This is a genomic window from Nitrobacter sp. Nb-311A, from assembly GCF_000152905.1.
Lineage (GTDB): Bacteria > Pseudomonadota > Alphaproteobacteria > Rhizobiales > Xanthobacteraceae > Nitrobacter.
Genome location: NZ_AAMY01000013.1, coordinates 1 through 26,052, shown reverse-complemented (window position 1 = coordinate 26,052; position 26,052 = coordinate 1). Strand labels below are relative to the sequence as shown.

Genomic DNA, 26,052 nt, shown 5'->3' with positions numbered 1-26,052 from the left:
ACGGGTCAAGAGTGGCGCGCCGCACACTCCCGCGGCGCGCTGTTTCATACTGTCAAAACTTCGCCGATAGCGATCCGATGACCGTTCGCGGAGCGCCAGGGTAGTAGGTTCCACCCGAACTCAGGTCGATGTCGCTGGGAGATATCTGCGCGATATACTGGCGATCGAAAATGTTCTGAATCGAGAGACTGGCTGTCAGCGATTCGATGTTAATGAGGGAGCCGAGATTATAAGATACCGTCACATCGGCTACGGCGTATCCGGGCACGCACTGAAGGTTGGCGGCATCACCGAAACGTGGGCCAATGTAGCGGACGATCGGCGTGATGGCCAGACCATCTGCCTGATAGGTTATGCCGCTATTCAGCATGACTTGCGGCGTGTTTTGGATCTGTTTTCCCTTCGTCGCCAGCAAGGCGCCGCCGCCTAAGGTCGGCGTATCGGCATCGAAGGTTTCAGACGCCAGTGTGGCCGATCCGAAAACCGTGAACCGATCGTCGAAGCTGTAGCTTGATACAAGCTCAAAACCGTATTCAGTGCTCGAACCGGTGCCCTGAAAATAAGCGACGTTCGGACCAATCGATGGGTCGATGATCTTGACCTGCTTGTTCTGATGTTTTGCATAGAACAGGGTGGGAATCACAGTCAGCCCGTACTGGCTGAAGCGAAGCGAGGCATCAAAGTGATCAGCCAATTCCGCCCGCACCTTGTCGACTACCGTTTGCAGCGTGAAGCCCTTGGCGAGAAAAGCCGCACGGTTGTTGATGTAGTTGCTTGCTTGCGGCCCCCAATCCGGACGGCCGAATCTGCGTCCATAGCTGAAGCTCACGCTGAGCGCCGAGTTCAGATCGTGACGGATAGCGACGTTAGGAAGCCAGGCGACGTAGTCGCGCGCCGACAAAACGGCATCAGGATAGACGGCGGGGTTCAATGCGAGCGCCTGATCATAAGTGCCGTCGGGGATTCCCGCAGTGTTGTAGTATGACATCTGCGGTGCGCCGAGAACCATATAACGCAGGCCGCCGGTGAGGAAGGTTGCTCCGAACTTCTGCGATATCTGGAAGTATGGACTGTTGACGCTAAAGTTGTCGATCTTCGCAAGGCTCTGCCAGTGCGAGAAATCAAGCCCGCCGTCTGCATTGACGGTGAAACGCCGCTGATCCGTCGGAGGCGGAGGCGGTTTCATCGATTGCCACCAGTATCCGGCAACAACGTCAGTACCCCACGGAAACTGACCGGTGTACTCGAAAACGCTACCGACGTTGTCGTTTTGCTGACGCCAGATCTGGACGTTGTTTCCAGCCGCGTTGGATCTCGTGGTGTTGTTGTTCCAGTAGTAGGGTTTGAACAACAGATGCTGTCCTTCGGCGAAATTATAGTCCAGTTTTGCGATGGTCGCGAACACCTCGGAACTGATCTGGTTGAACTTGTAATAGTTGACGTCAGTAGCGGAGACCCCGGTCAGCACCGTGTTGTAGTCAAACCGATAGTTGTTTTTGAGATCCGAAGCCTGAGCATACGTCAGCGCGCGGAAGTTGTTCCCGTTATATTTGTTGTAGACCGCGTTGACGTTGAGGGTGACACGGTCGCCGAAATTCTGGTTCAACCCGAACGTTACATTCTGGCGTCTCTGGTCACCGGCGCCGGTCCACTTGTCCGCGCCGATATTCGATCCGGAGATAAAGGCTTGTGTCCCGGCATCGTTCAACAGACCCGTATCGATACGCACGAACGTCTTGTAGAAGTCGTAGGAACCGAATGCCTGCCGGCCGGTGATTCCTGCTTTATCTTGCGGACCAAGGATGAGTTGATTGATGACGCCGGTGGCATTTGAAATGCCCAGCCCCTGGTCGGATGGCACCGCGCCACGGTAAATGTCGATCCGACGGATGTTCTCGAGATCAAAAAGATCTGTGCCGCCGACGATGCCCATCAGCGGTACTCCCTCGATGTTTCTCGAGAGATGGAAGTCGCCCTTGCCACGGATGTTGATGTTGCGGGTCGGGCTGAGACCGTACGGATCGGGGCTCCCATACGTCACCGACGGCACCATGGTCAGCGCCTGATAGAAGCTTGTCTGCGCCGGGCCGCCAAGAATAGCGATGCCTTGCGGCGAGACGCTGCTGGCGCCGGGCAGCGTGGGACCGGTGCTGAGAACCTGGTTTTGCGCCGCCAACACACCGGCCGATTGTAGTTGCTGCGGAGCCGGCGCCTGATTTCGCTGCGATGCCTGCCGCGAACGTCGCGCGGTCCGGCCTCGCGCATTTGTTACGCCATTCTGCCGCACATTTCTCGGTTGACCGTCGCTGGTAACAGTCACCGGCGGAAGATTTGTTGAATCCTGCGCCATGGCTAACGCGCCATATGACTCGCCGCCGAGCAGAGCACCGATGAACAATATTCTCTTCACAATCCAGCCCCCAATATTTTCCACGCAACGACGCACAGCGCGCCGCTTCGCTCGCGATGTCCATGAAAAATCGCCGTACCCTCCGGCACGGTCTTCTGTCGCCGATGCGATCCGCGGGTTCTCAAATCCGACGCGGATCGCTTTCGATCGTTCCTGCATGTCAGACGCATGCGCTTCGATCAGAAAACGGCAGCGGTTCGAAGCATCGTGACGCGAATACTTCAAATCGTTATATACAGACTGATATCACGTATAGAATGAAACCCGTACCGTCAAGCATCGCGGTACTCTCTCACGCAGAAGCAACGCAATTTTCGCGCTTGCGATCAGGAGAACTGAATTTGATTCAACGCAAAATAGCTCAACCGCGAGTCATTACACTTTTCGCGTGCGTCGTAACGCTTATGTCGTGGGCGACACATGCGTGGGCCGACCGCACGATCACGGACATGGCTGGTCGTAGCGTGATCATTGCGGATCGTGTAGCGCGCGTGGCAACCATTGGTCCCGTCCCGGTTCTCAACAGCTTCGTGTTCGCGCTTGGCGAAGCAAAATCGCTCGTCAACGGTCTGCCACCGAACCTATCCGGTCCACGCTGGCGCATGCAGTATCTGGTCGATCCCGATATCGCCCGGCGCCCTGTGCTGCAGGGCGGCGGCGGCGCGCCGCTCGTCGAGGGCCTCGTCGAAACGAAGCCGGATATCGTTCTCACGATGGACCGGAAAACCGTCGATCTGGTGGCTCGCGCCCACACACCCGCGGTATTTCTCGCATGGCGGCAGCCCGAGGACGTAAAAGCGGTGATGCGTTTGCTCGGCCAAATCTATGACAGGACCGAAGCGGCGGAAGCCTATTGCAGCTACTTCGATGTTACGCTTGGCAACATCAGCGCGCGGCTGGCACAGCGGTCGGCGCAACGGCCGCGGGTACTCTATGCCAATCTCAAGCGCATGACTCAACCGCACCTGATTGCCGAGTGGTGGATCGCTCAGGCCGGCGGCCGAAGCGTCACGGGCGGCGATCGCCTGACCGAGGCGCTGACCTTCTCTCGTGAGCAGCTTCTGGCATGGGATCCGGAAGTCATGATACTCAGCAACGCGGCCGAGGTTGCCGAAGCCTATGCCGATCCGCGCCTCGGCACCGTCTCGGCCATTCGCAATCGCCGCGTCGTCGCTATTCCGACAGGCGTGCACCTGTGGGGCAACCGCACCGTCGAAGAGCCTCTGACCGTGCTGTGGGCGGCGCAGTTCATCCACCCCGATCTGTTCAAGGATTGGGACATCCGGGATGAAGTCGTCGCGTTCTACGCGACATTTTTCAAGACAATGCTGACAAAACCGCAGGTTGAGGAAATACTGAATGGCCGCCCATGAATACACTCATGGGCGAGTTGGCTCACGGCGCGTATCCAACACTCGCTCCATTGTCGGCACGATCACCATCCGGCCCTCAATGTTTGTCAGGGTCGAGACCGCAACGCCGTAAAGCACGCGAATGAGCGATGGCGTGATAATTTGCTCTGGTGGACCATCCGCCATAATCACGCCGTCGCGCAACACGGCAATGCGCGTCGCAGCCTGCACCGCATGTTCCGGATTGTGTGTGCTCAACAAAACTGTACGGCCGCCGCCGGCCAGATCGACCAAATGCTGCAACAGCCGGACCTGATAGCCATAGTCGAGTCCCGTCATCGGCTCATCCAAGACAAGAATGCTGGCGCCCTGCGCAAGCGCACGGGCGATCAGGGTCAGTTGCCGCTCGCCGCCTGAAATCTCGGTATAGCGGCGCGCGGCGAGATGTGTGATTGCCAGTCGCTCCAGCACTTCATCCACGGCCCGGCGATCGGCGGCTTGCGGCGCGCGGAAGATGCCGGTCTCGGCAAGACGGCCGAGCAGCACCACGTCACGCACCTTATAGGGAAACGGTGCGACATGTGCCTGCGGCACATAGGCGATGCGTTGCGCCAGGGCGCGGCGCGAAAAGTCTGCAAGCGGTTTGCCGTTCAGCCGGACTTCCCCTCTCTCGGGTTTGAAAAAGCCAAGCATGATACGAAATAGCGTGCTTTTCCCGGCGCCGTTGGCGCCTAGCAGCGCAACGATCTCACCGGAATGGAGACGGATCGTGATATCGTCAAGAATAACACGCATGCCGCGCCGGAAATGGACCGCGCGTGCCTCGAGATATTCGGTGGCGGTCGCAGCTGCCGTCATGTCCAGCCTTGCCGAGCCCGGCGCAACACGATGATGAAGGCAGGAATCCCTAAAAGCTCGGTGAGAATTCCGATCGGAATTTCGGACCTGGTGATGCTGCGCGAAAGACAATCAGCGATGATCAGAAAAATCGCACCGGAGAATGCACTCGCCGGAAGCAGCCGCGCATTACCTGGTCCGAGCGCAAGACGCACCACATGCGGCACCACGAGACCGACCCATCCGATCATGCCGGCGAGTGACACCGACAAAGCGGAGACCAGCGTGGCGGCGCCTATCACACCGTAACGCACCTGCTGCGCCGGCACGCCGAGCGCGCGCGCCTCGTCGTCGCCCATCGACAGCGCATCGAGAGCACGACCAAACAACGCAAGCACCATGAGCCCGCCGACGATCGGAATCGTCGCCCAGCGAATCTGCATCATATCCACGCCGCCAAGACTGCCCATGAGCCAGTACACGATGGCCGGTAATTGCTCGTAGGGGTCTGCGGTGTATTTCACGATTGACACCGCTGACGTGAACAGCGCGGCCGAAATCATGCCGCCAAGCACGAGCATGACCATCGAGGCATGACCGAACATATTGGCGATCAGAAGTCCGACGCCGACCGCCACCAGCCCCATACCGAACGCCGAAAGCTGGATCAACGCCCAGTTGCCGAACAGCAAGATCCCCAGCGCCGCACCAAAGCTGGCGCCGCCGAGAACACCGAGAATTCCTGGCGAGACCAGCGGATTGCGAAAAACCGCTTGAAACGCCGCGCCGGATGACGCAAGAGCGGCCCCAACCAGCCCAGCGCCAAGAATCCGCGGCAAGCGGATTTCCACGATGATATTGTGAAGCAGTTCATAACGTTCCGGCGTCATTGGCTTTAACCCGGCCATGGCCTGAAAGAACGCAATGATGTCGCTAATCTCGAGCGGGTAGCGGCCGATGGTGAGGGCAAACAGGACCACGCCGATCAGTAACACGGGCATAAACATGAGACGCGCCATGCGTGTTGCTCTTCCCCTGATCGGAAGGACGGAACAGTTCGCGGGACCGCCGCGACGTACCGCAGCGATCGTTATCACAATATAAACATAACGTCGATCTCGGCTGCATCACCGGAACTCAACCTCGGAGCAGGTATCAACGGCCTCAACCGTCATTGTACGAGATCGAAATTGCCACGCTCTGATCAGATCTTCAGCCGACGAGGCTGCGAACGACGACGTAGACCCCAACGCCGGCGACTGTCACGGCGAATACAACTGACAAAGCCCGCTTTTGCTTCGCCAACCGCACCGCAATCCGGCCACCAAAAAAACTGCCGGCAATGCCGCCCGACACAAACATGACGACCAATCGCCAGTCGATCAATCCGGATAGGGCATAGCTTGCGGCCGTCGTAAGTCCGAAGGCGAAAACCGATACCAGGGACGATCCGATCGCCGCCAGCAATGGTAATCGGGCCCCAGCGACGAGGCCCGGAACGACGAGAAAGCCGCCGCCGATGCCGAAGAATCCCGCAAGCAGCCCTGCCCCGCTCCCGAAAACCGCCAGGCGCGGAGCAACTGCCGTCATGCTATCCTTCGTCAATGGAACGAACTTCTTGATCTGGTCATGCGGCTCTCTAAGCATGAGGAGCGCGATGACGATCATGAGCAGCCCGAACAGGAAGAGCAGCCATTGACCGTCGAACGACTTGCCGATCGTCGAACCCAGACCTGCGCCGACCATCCCGCAAGCCGCGAACACGAGCGCGCAAGGCCAGCGTACATTGCCGGCACGAGCATGGGTGATAAGGCTCGATAATGCACTCAACGCGACAGCCACCGCGCTGGTCCCGATGGCCACATGCGTTGATGGTACGCCTACCACGTAAACAAGGAGCGGAACGGCGAGGATCGACCCTCCCCCGCCGATCAGTCCAAGAACCACTCCCACCAATGTCCCCGATAAGACCGAGAGCATGTCTTGGACCATGAGCGTACTCGCTTGTCAGCGCACGTTTGGAGCGGCCATCCACTCCTTACCCTTGAGCATCGCGTGCCAATAGATCGGCGGCAGGATTCTCTCCTTCAGCCACCAGGCTGCCCGGGTCGGCTTCCTGCCGTCCAGGACGAAGGCGGGGAAGCTCGGCAGAAGCTTTCCGCCATAGCCGAATTCGGCCAGAACAATTTTTCCGCGCTCGACGGTTAACGGACACGATCCATAACCATCATAGACAGCCTGCTTCGTGCGAAGACCCAAATCGACGCAGATATTTTCGGCAACAATCGGAGCCTGCTTGCGGGCCGCCGCGGCGGTCTTTGCATTCGGAGCCGAACATACGTCGCCCAGAGACCAGATGTTTTCGTATGTGTTGTGACGCAGGGTCCCCTGATCGACGCTGACCCATCCGGCGGCATCCGCCAGTGGGCTGACTCGCACGAAATCCGGCGCACACTGCGGCGGCGTCACATGGATCATGTCGAATTGCACCTCGACGGTCTCCGCCGGGCGATCGGAAGATGTCTTGGTGAAATACGCTTTCTTGCCCGGTCCATCGATGGCGACGAGATTGTGCTGGAACTTCAGCTTCGCATCATACTTCTTTACGTACTCCATCAAGGCAGGCACGTAATCGGCGACGCCAAACAGCACGCCACCCGCATTATAGAATCCGACATCGATATCGCGGAGGAGGCCCTGACGGTACCAATGATCCGCCGACAGATACATCGCCTTTTGCGGCGCGCCGGCGCACTTGATGGGCATCGGCGGCTGCGTGAAGATCGCATTTCCGGATTTCAACGAGCGAACAAGCTCCCACGTATAAGGCGCAAGATCGAAGCGGTAGTTGGAGGTCACCCCGTTGCGACCGAGCGTTTCGGTCAACCCGGCGACCTTCGCCCAATCGAGCTTCAGACCCGGACAGACGACGAGACGGTTATATTTTACGACCCGACATCCTTCCAGAATCACAGCGTTCTCGGTCGGCTCGAATGCGGTGACGGCAGCCTTGATCCAGGTGACGCCAGAAGGCACGACCGCTGCCATCGTATGAACGGTTGACGCCGCGTCGAAGACGCCGGCGCCGACCATGGTCCATCCGGGCTGATAGTAATGAATGTCGGCAGGATCGATGGCCGCAATGCCGAGATTGGGCGCACGCGCCAGCAGGCTCGATGCGCAGGCGATGCCAGCGGCGCCGCCGCCGACGATGACGACATCGTAGCTTGCGTCCGCCAGATGCAACGGGGTCTTGCCGCCGTTAGCGATCCTGCGCACGATTCCGGACATATCATAGCCGGCTGCCTTGGCGGCATCGAGCAGCACCGGTAGAGGTTGCGTGGATGCATTCGCCAAACACCAAAGCGAAACGGATCGCGTTCCGGTACGGCAGAAGGCCAATGTCGGCTTTGGCAGGCTCTTCAACAGCCGCCCGAATTGCACGGCGTCGTCATCGGACATTCCGGGAACGACGGGCAGATGGATGAACTCTATTCCGCGGGCGGATGCTGCCGCTTCCAGTTCCACAGCCGATGGTTGATCGGTGCCCTCACCGTCTGGCCGATTGCAGATGACCGAACGGAAGCCGGCCTGCTTCAGCGCAACCATATCCTGCGGCATAATCTGCGCCGACACGCTTAGTTCATCGGTTAGTTTCTTGGCGTCCATGGGTTCGTCCTTCGCGCTGATAGGCGACTTGTCGCTCGGTTCTTAGAGTGTGTTGATCGGGACCTTCAGAAAGGTCTTTCCGCTTTCGTCCGGTTCAGGCAGGTGTCCCGCGCGCGTGTTGACCTGAAGCGACGGCACGATGAGGCGCGGCATCGAAAGGGTCTTGTCGCGGGCTTCGCGCATCTTCACGAAAGAATCCTCGCTCACGCCGTCGCGCACATGAATATTGTGCATGCGCTCCTCGCGCACGGTCGTTTCCCATCGGATCTCGCGGCCATCGGGGCCGTAATCGTGGCATAGAAACAGCCGTGTTTCCGGCGGCAATGTTTCCAGGAGCTTCCTGACCGAGCGATAGAGCGTGCGGGCGTCGCCTCCCGGAAAATCCGCTCGCGCCGTGCCTCCGTCAGGCATGAACAACGTGTCGCCGGTGAAGGCCGAGTCTCCGATGACGTGGGTCGTGCAAGCCGGCGTATGTCCCGGGGTATGGATGACGAACGCGGTCATCTTGCCGATCGAATAGGTATCGCCATCCTTGAACAGTCGATCGAACTGACTGCCGTCGCGCTTGAAGTCCGTGCCTTCGTTGAAGATCTTTCCGAAGGTCTCCTGCACGGTCACGATGTGCTCACCGATTCCGAGTTTGCCGCCAAGCTGTTGCTGGATATATGGCGCAGCCGAGAGGTGATCGGCATGCGCGTGGGTCTCGATGAGCCAATCGACTTGCAAGCCATTGCTACGGATATACTCAACGATCCGATCCGCTGATTTGTAGCTGATACGGCCAGCGGCATAGTCGATGTCCATGACGGAATCGACAATTGCGCAGGCCGGGGAGGACGGATCCTTGACCACATAGCTGATGGTGTTGGTCTCGGGGTCGAAGAACGGAGTGACCTCGGGCTTAATCGAGATATCGATCGGATAGTTCATTGTGAAACTCCCTGGGTCGGCAGTACATGCAGTACATGCTGTCAAGACTTTCACTGTTCCAACCCTCCTGGAGACTGGCGGATAAAGACAGCAAGAACTCAAACGGAAGCAGGAAGAATTATGGGCTTCCCGAGCGATCCCCTTATCGGGCTCCGTAAAATCCTCCGGCGTGTTCCCTGCCTCCATCCATCGCCGACCAGGCCGGTCGCAGTGTCAGGATCTGGCATCACTTACATATATTCATATACATATATTACTATGTATGAAATTAATAGGGGTCAACCGAAATAAGAGCATTTCTCGCAATGTGCTGAAAACACTACACTTAGCAATTTAGATAGTTATATAAGTATGTAATTATGTTGCGAGCATCGAACCGTCATGCCATAGGAAAGTCTGCAGGTAACGCAACGATGGCCACTTTGATGAACGACGTAACGCCTCGCCCGACTGCGTCTTTTCCCTTGCGGATGGGGGACGCCGCTCCCGACTTCGAAGCCCGATCCACGAAGGGCCCGATCCGGCTTTCGGACTACAGAGGCCGATGGCTGGTGTTCTTCTCGCACCCGGCGGATTTTACGCCGGTATGCACCACGGAGTTCGTCGCGCTGGCCAAAGCGCAAGACCGCTTCGCCGCGCTGGACTGCGCGCTGTTGGGTCTTTCGGTCGACAGCCTCTATTCACACCTCGCCTGGACCCGAACGATAACGGAGCTGTTCGCGGTGGAGATTCCATTTCCGGTGATCGAGGACCCATCGATGATGGTGGGCCGCGCCTATGGCATGATCGACGAAACCGCCGAAAACAGCGCGAGTGTGCGGGCGACCTATTTCATAGATCCCGAAGGCGTCATTCGCGCGATTACTCACTATCCGCTAACGATCGGCCGCTCGATCGACGAAATGGTGCGGATGGTGGCGGCGCTGCAGGCAACCGTGTCGGGCCAGAAGTTGGCGCCGGCCAACTGGCAGCCCGGAGAACCGTTGCTGCTGCCTGCCGATGAGAAAACGCAGAAGGACACTAACTGGTTCTGCCGGAGCGCGGCATGAACGCGATATGGCGATCGCGCGAGCAAGCCGATCTTGCAGCCGATAAATTACGCAAGTTCGCCCAGCCTCAGCGCCTGATGATCCTTTCGCTATTGCGGGAAGGCGAAAAGTCCGTGACGGAAATCGATGTGGCGACCGGGATCGGACAGCCCGCGCTCAGCCAGCAACTCGCAGAACTCCGCAAAGCAGAACTGGTCACGACGCGGCGCCAAGCGAAGCAGATCTATTACAGCCTGGCTGATGAGTCAGTGGCGCTTTGCGTTCGCAGCCTCGAGGCCATGTTCAACGCCGGCGATCCTGAGCAGGTCTTACTGAACATGACGAGACCCAGCCTCCGCTCAGAAAGCGAAAGCACCGTGGGTGGAGCCGCGAATTTCGTACGGCTCCGTCGGTCGGGTTGAGATTGCTGGTCAGGCTGGCGACCACTCCCCAAATCGCGTTGCCAGTCTCCGGAGATTCATTGGACCAGCCGCAATACATCGAAGTCTCGATGCTCTGACGGGGGCAAAGACCATTCAAAGCGTTTTCAAATATTGCACCAGTGCATCCCGTTCGGTGTCGGTCAGACCGCGTCCAATGACGCCATTCGGCAGCTTGGTCTTGTCGGTCTCGGCGCCTTCGAATGAATGTCCAAGATTGCTGTTTCCAAGTCCGGTTACGTCAAAACGGGTGATTCCGACAGCGCACGTTTCACCAGGTTTCACCGAAAGGCCGACTTTGACAGGATCGAACTCCCGGCTTCCGACGCAGAAAACCTGGGGCCTTAGGTGCTGTGGGGTGAGCAGGTCGTACAGGGTGGGCACCGATCCGTTATGAAGATAAGGCGCCGTGGCCCAGACGCCGTCGAGCGGTCGTGCGCGATAGTGCGGCACCAGAACGATCGGCGGATTGGCGGGCTTGCCGTCAACAGGCGCAATCGGCTTAAAGGCCTTCTTGTTTTGGCAGTTCCGCCGCTCTCCACGCATGATCTTCTCCTGATCCGCCGGTAGCGGGTTGTCCTTGAACCATTGGTCGATCGACTTATCGACCACCGCCATCAGCGCCAACGTGAATGAAGCGTTCAGCGCCTCGTCGATCGGGCCGTTCCTTATCGAACTCGGGATCGCGCACGGGACCGCGATGACACTCGACGCAAAGCTCAGCATAAAGCTGTCGACCGTTTCTCACTTTCTCATCGTCGACTTGCCAGGCCGGATCGTTCTCAAATATATCCGCGACCTCCTTCCATCTGGGCGCGACCAGCCCCTTGAATTTTGGCGTCTGACCAGGCGCGTTATCGGCAAACGGATCAGGTCCGCGAAGCATTTCCTCAATCCAGAAGATGTTCTTCATCTTCATCGACGACCTGAACAGTGGCCGATTTGGATTCGAATGCTCTGTCAGGTTGAGTTTTGTCTTTACGCCCAGCGACTGTCCTGCATTGCGGACAAGTTCATTCTGGACCGAGCCATCATATTGCGCCCATAGGAACCACGGCACGTCCCAGATAGGCGGAAAGCTGACCGGCGCATCAGGCCGCGCATAGTTCCGCGCAAGCACCTCAGGAAACGCTTTATCTTCCTTAGCGATCGGTGGCAGCAAATTCGAGAAGAAGATTTGATTGAGGGCATCGAGCCGGCCAAACCCTTCATCGATATATGTCATATTCCCGCGCGCAAGAATTTCCTTGCTCCAATCCCTTTCGTGTTTGATCTTATCGAGGGTCTGTCGCAGTTTCTTTTTGAGTTCTTCTTTGAATGCGGAGCGATCGGCCGGTGGCGAACCAGCTTTGACAGCGCGCTCAATGACACGATCGGCAAAACGATTGAAGCGCGTGGGAACGTAAACAGTATAAAAAATCGAAAGCCCAATGGCCGACTCGAGATTTCCGAGGTTGACCATCGCCGGTCCGCCGTCAAAGCGAATGCCGACGTCCCGATAACGGATTTGGCCTGTATGACAGGCGGCGCAGGTGAAGCCAAGTTGAGCGGGATAAGGCTCGCCGGTAGCCGGCTCGACGCCGCTTTCCAGCTTTGCAAAGCCCACCGGTAATCCATCAGGATTTTCGGGATAATTTTTGAACTGTTCGGGTTCGGCCGCAGGATTGGTATTAAACGAGTCCTTGCTGTAACCGAAATCGGACGCGCTGCCGTCAAGCTTGCGCGGACTGGGAATGAAGCCGAAACGGATCAGATAATCTCCATCGCTCAGCAACTTTGGTGTGGAAAAGACTGCGAGCTCCGCCCGCTCAAGCGAGACGAACCAGTCATAGGGCACTGGAAAGGTTGCAGTCCCTTGAGATGCGTGATGGAACCAGAAGCGCTCGCGCGCTGACCAATTTTGCTTAAGCCAGTAAGCCTTCGAAGGTGTCTGCGCGGCCGGCAGCGGTGGAGGCAATATGGCGGACACTGTTTCGCCGGCCCGGCCGATATCCTTGAGCACAGCCCTGACCTTCTCTGGCGCCAAGACCGCCACCAGAAAAAGAGTCACCGCGGCCGCTAGCGCACCGGTGATGATCACAAGAACAGTTTTAAGAAAACCAGGCCAGCGTTTAAATGAAAAGCTCATAACAATGTGCCCCTGTAGTCGGCTCGACCCTTAGCGGTGCCCTGATTGAGGTTACATAAATTCGAACAATAACAATCGTCGCTTTCGGTCGAAGCCAGGCTCAGTTCTTCTGTGGCGTCATCCCTGCTAGTTCTTTTTTCCCGGAAGCGCTGACAGTACGAGGTGTCCGAGACAATCGACCTTCGTTTCGAGCATCTGGCGGCGCTACCGAAGGGCCGTCCGCTTGAACATCATCGATGCATATTTGCCTGTCCTGGTTACCCTCTCAGGTCAATACACCGAAATGAGAATCCTGCACTGATTGACAAGGTCAAGACCTAGGCATGCGCATTGCCAAGCGCTCATGCCATTGTAAGGCCCGCGTTGTTAGAGGCAGAATTTCGGCGCATGTCATGCAGTGAGGACCGCCTGGGGTATGGCGATCGTGGCCACGAGGCCCGTCGGGCGCCAATCGCGCTCGATCGTCGTGTTCAACGCGCGTGTCACGCTTCGTTCAAGGCGGCTGCCAAACCCTTCAGGTCCGGCGGTTGAAGGCGCCGGCCCGCCGGTTTCCCGCCAGGTGAGGCGAACCAGGCTCCCACCGGTGGCGACGCTCACGTCAAGCCGTCCGCTCCCAGCCGATAACGAGCCGAACTTGGCGGCATTGGTGGCCAGTTCATGCAACAGCAACGACAAATAGGGAATTGCCTTGGCGCCGACATCGCAATCATCGCCTCCGATCGCAACCCGGCCGTCTGCCGCGATATAGGGATCGAGAATTCTGCCGATGAGCGTGAGGAGAGACGAGATCTGCCTGTTCCACCCATGATGTGACTGGTCCGCCATGGTCATATCGTGCGCGCGCGCCAGCGATGACAGCCGCGCGCGGATATCGTCGATCACGTCTGTTCCGCTTCCGGACGACCTTGCGCTGATCGACACGATGGCGGTCGCCAGCGCAAACAGGTTCTTCACCCGATGATGCATCTCACCCATGAAGAGCCTTTGCTGCGCCAGCGCCATCAGCCTTTCGGTGATGTCGCGGGCGATCATGGAAGCGCCGACAACATCGCCGTCATCATTTCGAATAACGGAGATCGTCAGCGATATATCGACCAGCGATCCGTCCTTTCGGCGTCGTTTCGTCTCAAGGCGCCCCGCATATGTGCCGCATTCAATTCGCGCCAAGATCATCGATTCTTCCTTCAGCCGGTCGTTCGGGATCAGGATCGCGATCGATTTGCCGATCGCCTCGTCCGCCGAATATCCGAACAGGCGGGTCGCGCCACCGTTCCAGCTCTGTATGATGCCGTCGAGATTTCTGCTGACGATCGCATCATCCGATCCCTTGATGAGCGCAGCCAGCCAGTCTCTCGGATCAGGCGTGCCACCGCCATTACTTCCGTTCCGTCGGAGGTCGCGGGCGGCAACCTCGACTGACGGATGATCTTTCTGCGCAACCTCATGCTCGCTGGACATCTTGCGCCGTCCTTCAAAAGCTCAGGCCATCCTTCCTCCGCATTTGCCGTGTCGGGCGGCTTGAAGAACTGGGAGGCGCCTTTTCGACCCATGCCATCAAGCGAATCATTGGCGTGGCAGGGGCAACAGAAAAGGTCGGCATTGGCCAAAAATCGGAGACATCCGGCCAATCTCGGAAGCCGATCATGGAAATTGCAAAGTTTGGCTTCACGCCATTGCAGAAGCGACGTTACCGGCCGCGATTGCTTCAGGTTTCGCGCCTGATGCCGCTCTTGCGATAGTCTTGTGGAGTAGCGTTGGTCCAGCGGCGGAACGCGTGGCGGAACGAGGCGGCGTCGCCGAAGCCCAGAGCAAAGGCGATCTCCTCGACGCTGAGGTCGGTGTCGCGGATATATTTGATGGCGATTTGGGCCTTCAGTTCATCGGCGAGTTGCCTGAACGAGGTTCCTTCCTCCTGCAACCTTCGCCTCAGGCTGCGCTCGCTCATGTTAAGATATTTAGCGATCCGCTTGAACTCGATCGGCATGGACAGATTGGCGAGGATGAGCCCGCGCACCTCACCGGCGACCCCTGCGCCCAACTTAAGCTGCTTGAGTAACCCATCGCAAAGTTGCCTCAGCTCCGCATAAGTAAGCTCGTTGCCGTAATCCGGCCGTCGGTCGAGCCAGGCGGCATCGAAGGTGAACCTGTTCTCGGGCTTGTCGTAGAGAATCGGGCAATCGAAGAAGGCCGTCCCGCTGCCGTCGTCATGCGGCCTCCTCAAGGCATAGTCGATCAGCGCGGGCTTAAAGGCCGGCCCCATTATATTGCGATGCAACGACAGGTGTACCGCCATCTGAAACTCGACGATGAATCGGTAAAGCCGGTCGTCGATGTCCAAATCATGCGTGGGCGTGACGATCCAGACAGCCGTGCTCCCTTCCTCCTTGAAGCAGATCTCCATCATCGGTGTCGCCAGTTGGTGATAGGCCGCGGCGAACGCCATCGTATTACGAAAATCGGTGCAACTCAGGATGGCAAGACCATAAATCCCATAGGTCGAGACGCAAGATTTCAAGCCGGCATGGTATGCGAATCGGGGATGCGTCGAAAGTTTGATCGCATTGCGATAGGACTGAAGAACCTGCGCCGCCGAAACCTTCGTCGCCGGCGAGCGCAATTGCTCGGGCGAAAGGGATATGTCGGCCAAAGCTTCTTTAGCGGGAATGCCTTCATCGCGCAGCAGGTCGACGATCGTGGCGATCTTGGCGACAGAATAAATTTTGTCTTTGGTCGATGGGTTCATTGTTCAATAGAGAATCGGCCCAAGGAACAGAATCCTCATTCTGACGAATTTCGTTCCGAAAGCCATCCCAGCGCGTTAGCACCGATCACCTTGTTGCGCACCGGGGTAAGGCAGCCAAGTAGCCGGAAACTGCGGCGATCAACTGAAATAACTTGAATCGCAACCGTCTCGGAAGCGTATTGCAGAGAACAATCGGCGGCAAACGGGGAGGTATGCCGTCTGGATGGTGTGTGAGAACCATTCTGTATAGTCCAACCAGGTGAAGCATGTATCTGGTTGATGATTAAAGAGATAATCGACCAATTTGTGCGGCAGTCGGCGGTATTTGGCGGGCCGCGACCGATAGTGATGATCACTACATTTACGCCATAGCCCTATGACGAAACCTCCCTGTTACTCGAATTCGGTTAAATCGAGTTACGCATGGGCCGGTCTGGATACCTCGTAAGGTGGTCAGACGTTGACGGTTGCTCGAAGCCGGCGCCATTCGTCCGCCAATATCCAATCGCCATCATTGCGAGCGATGTACCAATCGTTCCACCCGTTCCTGCTGGTACTTGTGATCGCCTTCGATGCAGCCGAGAAGGACGCGAACGAGCCCTCCACACCGTCCACAATCAACGCGCCGTTCTGCACCAATGCATGATAGGGTGCGCCGGAGTAGGTGAAGCGGCATCGAGTAGTACCATCCGAAGGCAGCGCATTTGTCAGAGGCTCCATTACGTTCGTGATATCGTGATCGCGCTCTGGAGCCAGCCATATCTTTTGTGCCACATTGAAGAGCGCTGCGCCGCGCTCAGCAATGGTTTCCTCGTTCCAAGCGTCAAAACCATTCAGGTCGCGGTTAAGCGCGAGACTGGAGTTGGAACGAACTGCTGGCATCTTCACCGAGTACGGTCCGTTGGATACCGAGGAGTTGAGGGCCTGGGTGAGCAAAGTAAGGTTTCCGAGCTTATTTACCGCAGCCGAGCGAGCTGACTGGCGTGAGGCAAATTCGGGATCGAACTCACCAGGCTCCAGGTGATCGAAGCCAGGGATTGGCCAGTTGGTGGACCACACCTGCGGCATGATGTGTTCGATCGTCAGGGTCGATTTGATTTCGATGTCCTCGCTCAGCACCGAGCGTTTGGCCCGTTCGATTGCCTCGAAGATGTAGCGAAGTCGTGATTGACGCGGTCCTTTGTACTGATCGCGCTCCATCCAACCTCGACGCCATTCGGAATTATCCGGCCAGCGATCTGTCTCGGCGATCCGGGTGGAGAGATATGAGATCAGGGCGTCAACTCTGTTTCTCTCCGCCTTCCGGAGATGAGCAATCATACCGACAAAGAGACGATTGTAATTCTTGTTCGGCAGTCCGCAAATGTCGCGCCGCAGAATATAGCTTTTCAAGGCTTCGAGGGCTCGGGAGAGACCCGCGCCTAAGTCTGCTTCGGTAGCGAGATAGATTACCAGGGGCATGGCCGTCGAGACGTCGAAGGCATCTGCGAACAAGCCGAAATCGCCAATTGGATCGTTGGGCTCCTGATCGAATAGCCTCTTCTCGACAGAGGCGGTCGCTGTAATCGCTTCCAGTTCGTTGGCGACCGACTCGAAGGGGCGATCATTCAGAATCCACCGACGATAGCTCTCGAAGAGCTGATCGACGGACACGAGATCTGCTATTTTCATCGAAAGGTGATCGGTGAGCATCCAATCGAGACGTTGGCGGGCTTGGCGACCGCGTGATGCGCTTTGATTCCAGAATGCACGGTCGAGAGGGAGCCAGTGCTTTTCATAGAGGCTGTCGACGGTGAGCGAACTGCCGTTCTGCCCGAGCCCTTTAGCGCGTTGGAAGATAAAGTTGCGCATGAGATCGCCTGGCGTCAGGTCAACGCCACGGCTGTTGAGTGTTTCGAAGATGGTTTGAGGATCATCACCTCCTTCCAACTCGATCGAGACGACCGCGAGGCCAGCCTTCATCGCTTCGAACAAGGTCTCAAATCGAAATTCGTCGAAGCCGCCGTCCATCACGACATGACGCTCAATGACGTCTTTGAAATGGGCATGAGCTGAGATCGCGCGCCGAACGAATCCGTCTTCGTTAACCGCCGGGGGCGTGATGGCGTCGATATCTGCCGAGGGATCGATCATTGCAATGAAGGCGCGGCGATCCGTACGCGACGGCCAGAGCTTAAATCGTTCGATCGCCTCCTGCGCCATCACACCTTCGTTGAGCAGGTAGGGGCGCAGTTCGGACGCCCATTTCGCCGAATGGGTCGCGGCGACATCTCGAAGCGCTGCGAGCAGAATCTGGAATGAGGTGAGACGTTGCTGGCCGTCGATGATCTCGAAAGCCTGCACCTCTTTGCCGAACGTCTTGATCTGGGCGATCACGATTGCACCCAAAAAATGGGGTGTGAGCGATGCGCGGTCAGTCCTGACGCGATCAGCCGCACGCTCGATATCCTCCCATAGCAGTTCGAGTTGTGGCTGCACCTTCCAAGCATATTGCCTCTGATAAAGGGGGATCAGGTAGCGCTTCTTGCCGTCGAACAACTCGATAATAGAACGTGTGTATGGTTTCATGCCTTTGCCCCCTTACTCGAAGCGCACGCTGCGACTGTCGGTCAGCGGCCAATCAGCGTCTTTCAGAAGCTGGTCGATCTTGATGCGCGCGAACGCTTCATTGGTCACGTTTCTGCGCCTTCCCGGACCGTCCTTCATCCTTCGCGGCGCTGGCGGCGCGCGTGGAAAGCCGCTGATATTCTTCCACGGACACAACCACCACCACGCCGCGCCCGTGTTTTCGATCAGCACAGGCGCGGCGCGCGCGGTGTCGATCATCAGGCCGAAACCGTTCTTGGCCTCGCGTGCAGACATGGTTTTCATGGCCGAATCCCGCGACATTCACTTGCGCCACTTAGGGCGAAATAGCTCTTTTTGCCAAGGGCAGCGAGGACAGAAAATCTGAAACTGCGCGGCGTTGCCGCGCGATGGCGGTCGGCGCTGCGATATGTTGGGTCTCCGCGCTGCCCGCCATCGGTCACGCCCGATCCTGCTGCGGCTGCACCCTGTCGTTCGAGCCTGCTGGACGTTCCATCTCGAATCCGATCTTTCCGAGTTTCGTCCAGATGCTGCGTGCCCGTTCACCGTCCTCGCTTTTGAGCTTTTCGGCGATCCAGAGCAGCGCGCCGTAGATCATGGCGCGATCATTGCCGGTAAGGTCCACAACGCCCGCCTTGACGACGAGGCCGCCGAGTTCGATCAGATGCCGCGTGCGTTTGCGGCGTTCGATCTGCCAGCTTGGCATGTCATGCCGCGCTCGCGCCGCCTGATTCCGGTTGCGCGCCGCCCGGTTGCGATGGAGCGCCGCCGTTGTCGCGGTCAGGCGCTGGTGCAGATCGCCGCGATTTTCCGCGAAAGAACGCCGCGCCGCGCTTGGCCCATGCCTCCCTCTTTCCGGCATCTTTGGTTTCGGTCAGCACGACCAGCGCCCCGGCCAGTTCGTCGGTGGCGAGCGCGTCCGCCCCGGTGGCGATCACCAGTTCACCCAACTGCTGCACCTTGCGTGTTTTCAGTTCCCGCGCCTTGTCCTCCAGCGCCTTGAGTTCCGCGTCATAGTCCCGTGGTTTGCGCATTGCCGTGTCCTTTCTCGGTCGCAAGTGGTTGATGCGGTAAGGATAGTTGCGCAGACGGCGGAACGCAGTATTGTTGCCGGGACGGTGTGGCACGGCCCGGTCCATCCCGAGATTTTTTCGAGGGAGGGCGCGCTTATACGTCGTTCCGACGTGCGCTTGACCGTGGCAATGCTTGATCGCGATGGCGATCTATCATCTTCACGTCAAGGTCATTGGCCGCAAGGCCGGGTCGAGCGCGGTGGCCTCCGCCGCCTACCGCTCGGCGTCGCGGACGCGCGATGAGCGTATCGACCGCGTTCAGGATTTTTCCAACAAGCGCGGCGTCGGCCATTCCGAGGTGCTGTTGCCCGAGAACGCCCCCGAGGCGTGGAGCGACCGCGAACGGCTTTGGAACGATGTGGAAGCATTCGAGGTGCGTAAAGACGCACAGCTTGCCCGCGAAGTCGAGTTCGCCATTCCGCGCGAGATGACGCAGGCGCAGAGCATCATGCTTGCCCGCGACTTCGCGCAAGCCGAATTCGTCGATCGGGGCATGATCGCTGATCTCAATCTGCATTGGGACATTGGCGAGGACGGGATGCCGAAGCCCCATGCCCATGTCATGCTCACCATGCGCAGCATGGCCGAGAACGGTTTCGGCCCGAAGGTGCGGGAATGGAACCGCACGGAGATGGTCGAGCGCTGGCGGGAACGCTGGGCCGAACACGTCAACGAGCGGCTGGCCGAACTCGACATCGACGCCCGGATCGACCATCGCAGCCTTGAAGCTCAGGGCATCGGGCTTGAGCCGCAAAGCCAGATCGGCGCACCCGCACAGCGCATCGAGGGCGACGGCATTGAAGCTGCCGACCGGGCGGACCTTCACCGCGAGATCGCCCGTAACAACGGCGCGCGGATCATAGCCGACCCGTCCGTTGCGCTGGACGCGATCACACACCAGCAATCGACCTTCACGCGCCGGGACATGGCGATGTTCGCGCATCGGCACAGCGACGGCGTCGACCAGTTCAACGAGGTCATGGGCGCGATGCGCAATGCGCCCGGTCTGGTCGAATTGGGTAAGGACGGACGCAGCGAAGATCGCTTCACCACCCGCGACATGATCGAGGCCGAACAACGCTTGCATCGTGCGGCGGAACTCATGGCCGAGAAGGAATTGCACGAGGTCAGCGACAGGAACCGCGAAGCCGCGCTGGCCCGAGTGGAACAGCGCGGCCTTGTCATGTTCGGCGAGCAGGCCGACGCGCTAACGCATGTCACGGATGGGCGCGATCTCGGGATTGTCGTCGGCTATGCCGGAACGGGAAAGAGCGCCATGCTTGGCGTTGCGCGCGAGGTATGGGAAGCGGCAGGCTTTGAGGTGCGCGGCGTTGCCCTCTCCGGTATCGCGGCGGAAAATCTCGAAAGCGGAGCGGGTATGCATCGCGCACCATCGCCAGCATGGAGCATGGCTGGAAGAACGGGCGCGACATGCTCACGACGCGCGATGTGCTTGTCATCGACGAGGCGGGCATGGTCGGCACGCGGCAGTTGGAGCGTGTCTTGTCCCATGCCGCCGACGCAGGCGCAAAGGTCGTGCTGGTCGGCGACCCGCAGCAGTTGCAATCCATCGAAGCAGGTGCGGCGTTCCGCTCGATCCATGAGCGACATGGCGGCGCGGAAATCGGCGAGGTGCGCCGCCAGCGCGAGGACTGGCAGCGTGACGCTACCCGCGATCTGGCTACGGCCAAGACCCGCGATGCGATCCATGCCTATGACCGTCACGGCATGGTGCATTCCGCCGAAACACGCGAACAGGCGCGTGGCGATCTGATCGACCGCTGGGACCGTCAGCGTCAGGCATCCCCCGACAGCAGCCGCATCATCCTCACCCACACCAATGCCGAGGTGCGCGAACTCAACGAGGCAGCACGCGACCGGATGCGCGCGGCTGGCGATCTGGGCGAGGACGTGCGCGTCACCGTCGAGCGGGGCGAACGGAACTTCGCCGCCGGGGATCGCGTCATGTTCCTGCAAAACGAGCGTGGCCTTGGCGTCAAGAACGGCACGCTCGGCACCATCGAGCAGGTCAGCGAACAATCCATGTCGGTTCGCACCGATGACGGGCGCAGCATCAGTTTCGACCTGAAAGACTACGACCGCATCGACCACGGCTATGCTGCGACCATCCACAAGGCGCAAGGCATGACCGTGGACCGCACCCATGTTCTGGCAACGCCGGGCATGGACGCTCACGGCAGCTATGTCGCCTTGTCCCGTCACCGCGACGGCATGGACCTGCACTATGGCCGCGACGACTTCAGCAGCCAGGACAAACTCATCAACACCCTGTCGCGCGACCGGGCAAAGGATATGGCGACGGATTACGAACCTGCGCAGAGCTACGCCGAGAGGCGCGGCATCACCGCCCACGCCCATGATGCTGCCGTTGAACAGGTCGCCGAACCATCGCTCGAACACCTCGATCTCGGCTTGTGTGACCGGAACGGGGTCGGGCCAGTCATCGGTCACGGTCCATGTGCTGAGGTCGTGCTTGGGCGGCCTACCGGGGAACGGCCACGGATAGCCCAGCAATTCCTCAAGCTGCTCCGACGCCGTAGGCGGTCGTTTAGCGTGCCGGGGACGAGATGCCGCCTCCGGCTTGTCGTCGTCCCTGCGGTCAGAAGTCATCGAGGAAGTCAAATTCGTTAAACGAACCTGTTCGATGAACTCTTTGGCTCATCCGATCCTTGATAAATCCGGCAATATGCCGTATATAACGAAAGAAAGGAGTTCAGCCATGCCCAGACCCGCAAGCGAAGTGGAAACCGCCCGCCTTGAGGCGCGCGTTCCTGTCAACGTCTATGAACAGATGCAACGCGCGGCCAAGCTGCGCGGCATGACGCTTACCGGCTATCTCATTGCGACAGCAGGCGAGGATGCCCGCCGCACGGTCGAGGAGGCCGACGTGCTGCGTCTGGCTGCCGAAGACCAGATGCGCTTTGCCAAGGCGCTGATTGATCCGCCCGCGCCGAACGCGCGTCTCGCCCGTGCCGCCAGGCGCCATGCCGACCTGATCGCGCCCCGGTGAGTGCAAGGTTCGCGATAGAGGCGCTGACCAAGGCCCACCAGCGCAAGACGTTCTCGTGCGGCAACGAGCGGATAGACCGCTATTTCCGCGAGACGGTCACGCAGGACATAACGCGCCGATACGCGACCTGCTTTGTCGCCCGAGACCTTGAAACCGACCGGATCGCGGGGTTCTACACGCTATCCTCGAGCAACGTGCCGCTGACGGCCGTGCCCGAGCCGCTGGCGAGCCGGTTGCCGCGCTATCCAACTGTCCCGGCCGTGTTGATCGGTTGGCTTGGCCGCGACCAGTCCTATGCCGGGCTAGGACTCGGCGAGGCGCTGCTGTTCGACGCGATCAGGACCGTCGCCGAAGCGCCGATAGGCGCTCACGCCATATTCGCCGACGCCATCGACGCAAAGGCTGCGGCCTTCTACGCGGCCTTCGGATTCGCGCCGCTGACTGACCGGCCCAATACTCTGTATCTGCCTGTTGCGACTGCACAGCGCCTTTTGTCGGGAGAAACCCCATGACAACTTCCGCCGCCGACAAATCTCAGCATCGGGTGATGCAGCGCGCCGCCCTTTATCTGCGCGTTTCGACGGCGCGGCAGGCCGAGCATGACGTTTCCATTCCCGACCAGAAGCGGCAGGGCGAAGCCTATTGCGAGGCGCGGGGCCTGCAACTGGTGGAAACCTTCATCGAACCTGGCGCATCCGCCACCAACGACCGCCGCCCGGAGTTCCAGCGGATGATCGAGGCGGGCACGTCTAAACCCGCGCCGTTCGACGTGGTAGTGGTTCACTCGTTCAGCCGTTTCTTCCGCGATCATTTCGAGCTTGAGTTCTACGTCCGCAAGCTGGCGAAGAACGGCGTCAAACTGGTCTCGATCATGCAGGAAATGGGGGATGACCCCATGCACGTCATGATGCGGCAAATCATGGCGCTGTTCGACGAATACCAGTCCAAGGAAAACGCCAAGCACGTCATACGGGCTTTGAAGGAGAACGCCCGCCAAGGCTTCTGGAACGGCTCGCTTCCCCCTATCGGCTACCGCGTCGTCGCGGCCGAGCAGCGCGGAGCCAAGACCAAGAAGAAGCTGGAGATCGACCCGCTCCACGCCGACACCGTGCGGCTGATCTACCGGCTGGCGCTGGAAGGCGACGGCACGACCGGCCAGATCAAGAACATCGTCTCCTACCTCAACAGCCGCCGCATCTTCACCCGCGACGGCGGGCGCTGGGGGCATCGGCCAGGTTCACCGCATCCTGACCCGCCGCACCTATATGGGCGAGCACGAGTTCAACAAGCGTTCCAAGACCGAGGAATTGAAGCCGGTCAGCGAGATCGTCACCGTTCCCTGTCAATCGGCTCGCAAATTTGACCCCGTATCGGCGTTCAATTTTGACCCCTTCGCGCGGCGTGGTTTGAGGGTAGCGCTCGACTCGTCGGAGCTGGCCGGGATTGCGGAGACGAGACGAGCGCGGGTGGCGTGATCGTCGTCGCGGCTTTTGAAGCGCCAGCTGTCGTTACCGGTTTCGACGATGTCGCAGTGGTGGGTCAACCGGTCGAGCAGCGCGGTGGTCATCTTGGCGTCGCCGAACACGCTGGGCCATTCGCCGAAGGCGAGATTGGTGGTGACGATGACGGAAGCACGCTCGTAGAGCCGGCTGACGAGATGGAACAGCAACTGGCCGCCGGATTGGGCAAAGGGCAGATATCCGAGTTCGTCGAGCACGATGAAGTCCATCCGGGTCAGATGTTCGGCAAGCCGGCCCTGACGTCCGTTACGGGTCTCGATCTCGAGGCGATTGACGAGGTCGACCACGTTGTAGAAGCGACCGCGGGCGCCGGATCGGATGCAGCTTCTGGCGATTGCGATGGCCAGGTGGGTTTTGCCTGTGCCGGTGCCGCCGACGAGCACGACGTTGCGCTGCTGGGCGATGAAGCCGCCGCCGGCGAGATCATTGACGAGCGTCTGATTGATCGGCGTGCCTTCGAACTGGAAGTCATCGAGATCCTTGGCCAATGGCAGCTTGGCGATGGTGAGCTGGTACTTGATCGACCGCGCCTGCTTCTCGTTGATCTCGGCGCTGAGCAGGTCGCCGACGATGTGCTGAGGTTCGTGCTGGCGCTTGACGGCCGTCGCCATGATCTCGTCGAAGGCAGCCCTCATTCCGTAGAGTTTGAGCTCACCCATGAGGTCGAAGATTTGGGTTCGTTCCATCAGATGGTCCTCCGGAGGTTGTCGTAACGGGCGCAATCGGCGATCGGCGCATGGCGGAGCGTCAGTGCCGCCGGCGTCATAATGTTGGCCGGTGCAGCGGGTTCGCGTTGGCGAGCCAGGATGTTGAGAACGACGTCAGCGGAATGAACGCCATGAGCGATCGCCTCGGCGCAGGCGGCTTCGACCGCCGACAAACCGTCCGTCAGCACCGCATTGAGGATGTCGACCATCTGTCGATTGCCGTCGTCGGTGCTGGCGAGCCTGCGCCGGATCCGTTCGATCGCGGCCGGCAACACCCAGTCCTTGAAGGGTGCGCCGTTACGTAAGGCCCCGGGTTTGCGCGCGAGCACCGGCACGTAGTGCCAGGGATTGTAGGTCGTCTCGCCGCGTCCGAACGATCGCGGATGCTCCGCAACGATGCGCCCGTCCTGACGGATCACGATGCGATCGGCATAGGCTTGAACTTCGACCGGGCGCCCGACGGCGCTGGCAGCGACCGAGTATTTGTTGTTGTCGAAGCGCACCAGGCAGGTCTTCGAGACCGATGCCGGCACCGCGTGGAATCCGTCGAACCGGCCAGCATAGGGAACGAGCTTGGGCCGCTCGGCTTCGAACACCTCCCAGACCGTCTGTTCGGCCAGTTCTGGATGTCGGTGCGCCTTGGCGTAGGCGATGCACTTATCCAGAAGCCACGCGTTCAACTCGTCCAGGGTTTTGAACCGCAGCCGTGGCGTGAAGAACCGTTCCCGGACCAGCCCGACCTGGTTCTCGACCTGACCCTTCTCCCAGCCCGACGCCGGCGTGCAGGCGACCGGATCGATCAGATAGTGGCTGCACATCTGCAGGAAGCGGCGATTGTAGCGGCGATCCTTGCCGACGAAGATCGTCTCTACCGCCGTCTTCATGTTGTCGTAGATGCCGCGGCTGCAGGTACCCTTGAACAGTGCGAACGCCCGGTCGTGGGCGTCGAATACCATCTCCTGCGTCTCCCGCGGATAGGCCCGCACGAACAGCATGCGGCTGTGGCACAGCCGGACATGAGCGACCTTCACGATCGCCGTCACGCCGTTGAGGAGAACGATCTCATGGCTCCAGTCGAACTGGTAGGCTTCGCCCGCCGCAAAGCTCAACGGAACATAGGCCGCCGCGGTCGATTGCCCGCGCTCCTTGCTCCAACGCCTGGCGTAACGCCGTACGGCATCGTAGCCGCCGTCATAGCCGCGTCCGCGCAACTCTTCGAAGATCCGGATCAGCGTCAGCTGTTCGCGAGCCGATTTGGCCGCGTTCGCCGCCAGCAGTTCATCAAGCTCCGCCGCCCAACGCCCGAGTTTGGGGCGCGGCTGGATCGAACGCTCATACTCGAACAAGGTCTTGCCCGACCTCAGCACCTTCCGGACCGTGTTCCGCGACACCTTCAGGTCACGGGCGATCTCCTTGATCGTCTTGCCCTTGATGAAGTGTTCGCGCCGTATCCGCGCAATCGTCTCCACGATCAGCATCCCCGACCACCTGCTTCATGACAAAGCAGGCAGCGCAACAGCCAACCTGTAGGGGGTCAATTTTGGACGCCGATCCCCCGGCTTACGGGGTCAATTTTGCATGCCGAATGACAAAGAAGG

Annotated in this window: 21 protein-coding genes and 2 pseudogenes; 7 read left to right on the top strand and 16 right to left on the bottom strand. The window is 59.3% G+C overall.

The genetic code is table 11. From position 1 onward, the window contains the following. Window positions 1-52: 52 nt before the first annotated feature. Window positions 53-2,410, bottom strand: a complete 2,358-nt coding sequence (locus NB311A_RS06565; protein WP_040674174.1) for a TonB-dependent receptor — start codon at window positions 2,408-2,410, stop codon at window positions 53-55. Window positions 2,411-2,859: 449 nt separating this feature from the next. On the opposite strand from NB311A_RS06565, the gene NB311A_RS06560 reads away from it, so the two are divergent. After that, window positions 2,860-3,783: an ABC transporter substrate-binding protein gene (locus tag NB311A_RS06560; protein WP_245256951.1), complete on the top strand. Its 924-nt coding sequence runs from the start codon at window positions 2,860-2,862 to the stop codon at window positions 3,781-3,783. Window positions 3,784-3,789: 6 nt separating this feature from the next. On the opposite strand, the gene NB311A_RS06555 is transcribed toward NB311A_RS06560, so the two are convergent. From NB311A_RS06555 to NB311A_RS06535, 5 genes are all read right to left on the bottom strand, one after another. Then, window positions 3,790-4,620, bottom strand: a complete 831-nt coding sequence (locus tag NB311A_RS06555; protein WP_009797711.1) for an ABC transporter ATP-binding protein — start codon at window positions 4,618-4,620, stop codon at window positions 3,790-3,792. Further along, window positions 4,617-5,618, bottom strand: a complete 1,002-nt coding sequence (locus NB311A_RS06550) for an iron ABC transporter permease (RefSeq protein ID WP_009797710.1) — start codon at window positions 5,616-5,618, stop codon at window positions 4,617-4,619. The genes NB311A_RS06555 and NB311A_RS06550 overlap by 4 nt, the downstream gene beginning before the upstream one ends. A 193-nt stretch (window positions 5,619-5,811) precedes the next feature. After that, window positions 5,812-6,591, bottom strand: coding sequence for a sulfite exporter TauE/SafE family protein (locus NB311A_RS06545; RefSeq protein ID WP_040674155.1), 780 nt, complete (start codon window positions 6,589-6,591; stop codon window positions 5,812-5,814). A 15-nt stretch (window positions 6,592-6,606) separates the two neighbouring features. Next, window positions 6,607-8,268 (bottom strand): bifunctional protein tyrosine phosphatase family protein/NAD(P)/FAD-dependent oxidoreductase, encoded by a 1,662-nt coding sequence (locus tag NB311A_RS06540; protein ID WP_009797708.1) that lies wholly within the window; start codon window positions 8,266-8,268, stop codon window positions 6,607-6,609. A 42-nt stretch (window positions 8,269-8,310) separates the two neighbouring features. Then, window positions 8,311-9,198 (bottom strand): MBL fold metallo-hydrolase, encoded by an 888-nt coding sequence (locus tag NB311A_RS06535; protein ID WP_009797707.1) that lies wholly within the window; start codon window positions 9,196-9,198, stop codon window positions 8,311-8,313. Window positions 9,199-9,611: 413 nt separating this feature from the next. Between NB311A_RS06535 and NB311A_RS06530 the strand changes: the two genes are divergently transcribed. Next, window positions 9,612-10,247, top strand: a complete 636-nt coding sequence (locus NB311A_RS06530) for a peroxiredoxin (RefSeq protein WP_040674154.1) — start codon at window positions 9,612-9,614, stop codon at window positions 10,245-10,247. Then, window positions 10,244-10,648, top strand: coding sequence for a metalloregulator ArsR/SmtB family transcription factor (locus NB311A_RS06525; protein WP_009797705.1), 405 nt, complete (start codon window positions 10,244-10,246; stop codon window positions 10,646-10,648). The genes NB311A_RS06530 and NB311A_RS06525 overlap by 4 nt, the downstream gene beginning before the upstream one ends. A gap of 114 nt (window positions 10,649-10,762) precedes the next feature. Here NB311A_RS06525 and NB311A_RS19625 read toward each other — a convergent pair whose 3' ends face one another. From NB311A_RS19625 to NB311A_RS06490, 8 genes are all read right to left on the bottom strand, one after another. Continuing rightward, window positions 10,763-11,284, bottom strand: a complete 522-nt coding sequence (locus tag NB311A_RS19625; RefSeq protein WP_050752074.1) for a hypothetical protein — start codon at window positions 11,282-11,284, stop codon at window positions 10,763-10,765. Further along, window positions 11,268-12,794 (bottom strand): di-heme-cytochrome C peroxidase, encoded by a 1,527-nt coding sequence (locus tag NB311A_RS06520; protein ID WP_050752073.1) that lies wholly within the window; start codon window positions 12,792-12,794, stop codon window positions 11,268-11,270. Before NB311A_RS06520 ends, NB311A_RS19625 begins: the two co-directional genes overlap by 17 nt. Before the next feature lie 390 nt (window positions 12,795-13,184). Then, complete coding sequence (locus tag NB311A_RS06515; protein ID WP_009797702.1) at window positions 13,185-14,252, bottom strand: PAS domain S-box protein; 1,068 nt, start codon at window positions 14,250-14,252, stop codon at window positions 13,185-13,187. 247 nt (window positions 14,253-14,499) lie between these two features. Further along, window positions 14,500-15,537 carry an AraC family transcriptional regulator gene (locus NB311A_RS06510; protein ID WP_009797701.1) on the bottom strand — a complete coding sequence of 346 codons (1,038 nt, stop codon included), beginning with the start codon at window positions 15,535-15,537 and terminating at the stop codon, window positions 14,500-14,502. Between the two features lie 453 nt (window positions 15,538-15,990). Then, on the bottom strand, window positions 15,991-18,105 hold the full coding sequence (locus tag NB311A_RS06505) for a DUF262 domain-containing protein (RefSeq protein WP_009797700.1): 2,115 nt from the start codon (window positions 18,103-18,105) through the stop codon (window positions 15,991-15,993). 97 nt (window positions 18,106-18,202) lie between these two features. Beyond that, window positions 18,203-18,292, bottom strand: a complete 90-nt coding sequence (locus NB311A_RS22485) for a hypothetical protein (protein WP_245256956.1) — start codon at window positions 18,290-18,292, stop codon at window positions 18,203-18,205. Window positions 18,293-18,562: 270 nt separating this feature from the next. Beyond that, on the bottom strand, window positions 18,563-18,829 hold the full coding sequence (locus NB311A_RS06495; RefSeq protein WP_009797698.1) for a conjugal transfer protein TraD: 267 nt from the start codon (window positions 18,827-18,829) through the stop codon (window positions 18,563-18,565). Window position 18,830: 1 nt separating this feature from the next. Beyond that, window positions 18,831-19,157, bottom strand: coding sequence for a conjugal transfer protein TraD (locus NB311A_RS06490; RefSeq protein WP_040674171.1), 327 nt, complete (start codon window positions 19,155-19,157; stop codon window positions 18,831-18,833). A 181-nt stretch (window positions 19,158-19,338) separates the two neighbouring features. Here NB311A_RS06490 and traA point away from each other — a divergent pair. The 4 genes and pseudogenes from traA to NB311A_RS06470 form a co-directional block, all read left to right on the top strand. Then, window positions 19,339-21,602, top strand: a pseudogene (traA, locus tag NB311A_RS06485) (Ti-type conjugative transfer relaxase TraA); the annotation flags it as partial. A 334-nt stretch (window positions 21,603-21,936) separates the two neighbouring features. After that, window positions 21,937-22,227: a DUF1778 domain-containing protein gene (locus tag NB311A_RS06480; protein ID WP_040674170.1), complete on the top strand. Its 291-nt coding sequence runs from the start codon at window positions 21,937-21,939 to the stop codon at window positions 22,225-22,227. Then, window positions 22,224-22,739 carry a GNAT family N-acetyltransferase gene (locus NB311A_RS06475; RefSeq protein ID WP_009797693.1) on the top strand — a complete coding sequence of 172 codons (516 nt, stop codon included), beginning with the start codon at window positions 22,224-22,226 and terminating at the stop codon, window positions 22,737-22,739. The genes NB311A_RS06480 and NB311A_RS06475 overlap by 4 nt, the downstream gene beginning before the upstream one ends. After that, window positions 22,736-23,603: pseudogene (locus NB311A_RS06470) on the top strand (recombinase family protein); the annotation flags it as partial. The gene NB311A_RS06475 and the pseudogene NB311A_RS06470, both read left to right, overlap by 4 nt. On the opposite strand, the gene istB reads toward NB311A_RS06470, so the two are convergent. Both istB and istA read right to left on the bottom strand, forming a co-directional pair. Beyond that, a complete protein-coding gene (istB, locus tag NB311A_RS06465; RefSeq protein WP_009796681.1) occupies window positions 23,570-24,433 on the bottom strand; it encodes an IS21-like element helper ATPase IstB in 864 nt (287 codons plus the stop codon). The pseudogene NB311A_RS06470 and the gene istB sit on opposite strands and share 34 nt — an antisense overlap. Beyond that, a complete protein-coding gene (gene istA, locus NB311A_RS06460) occupies window positions 24,433-25,932 on the bottom strand; it encodes an IS21 family transposase (protein WP_009796680.1) in 1,500 nt (499 codons plus the stop codon). The genes istB and istA overlap by 1 nt, the downstream gene beginning before the upstream one ends. Window positions 25,933-26,052 lie beyond the last annotated feature (120 nt).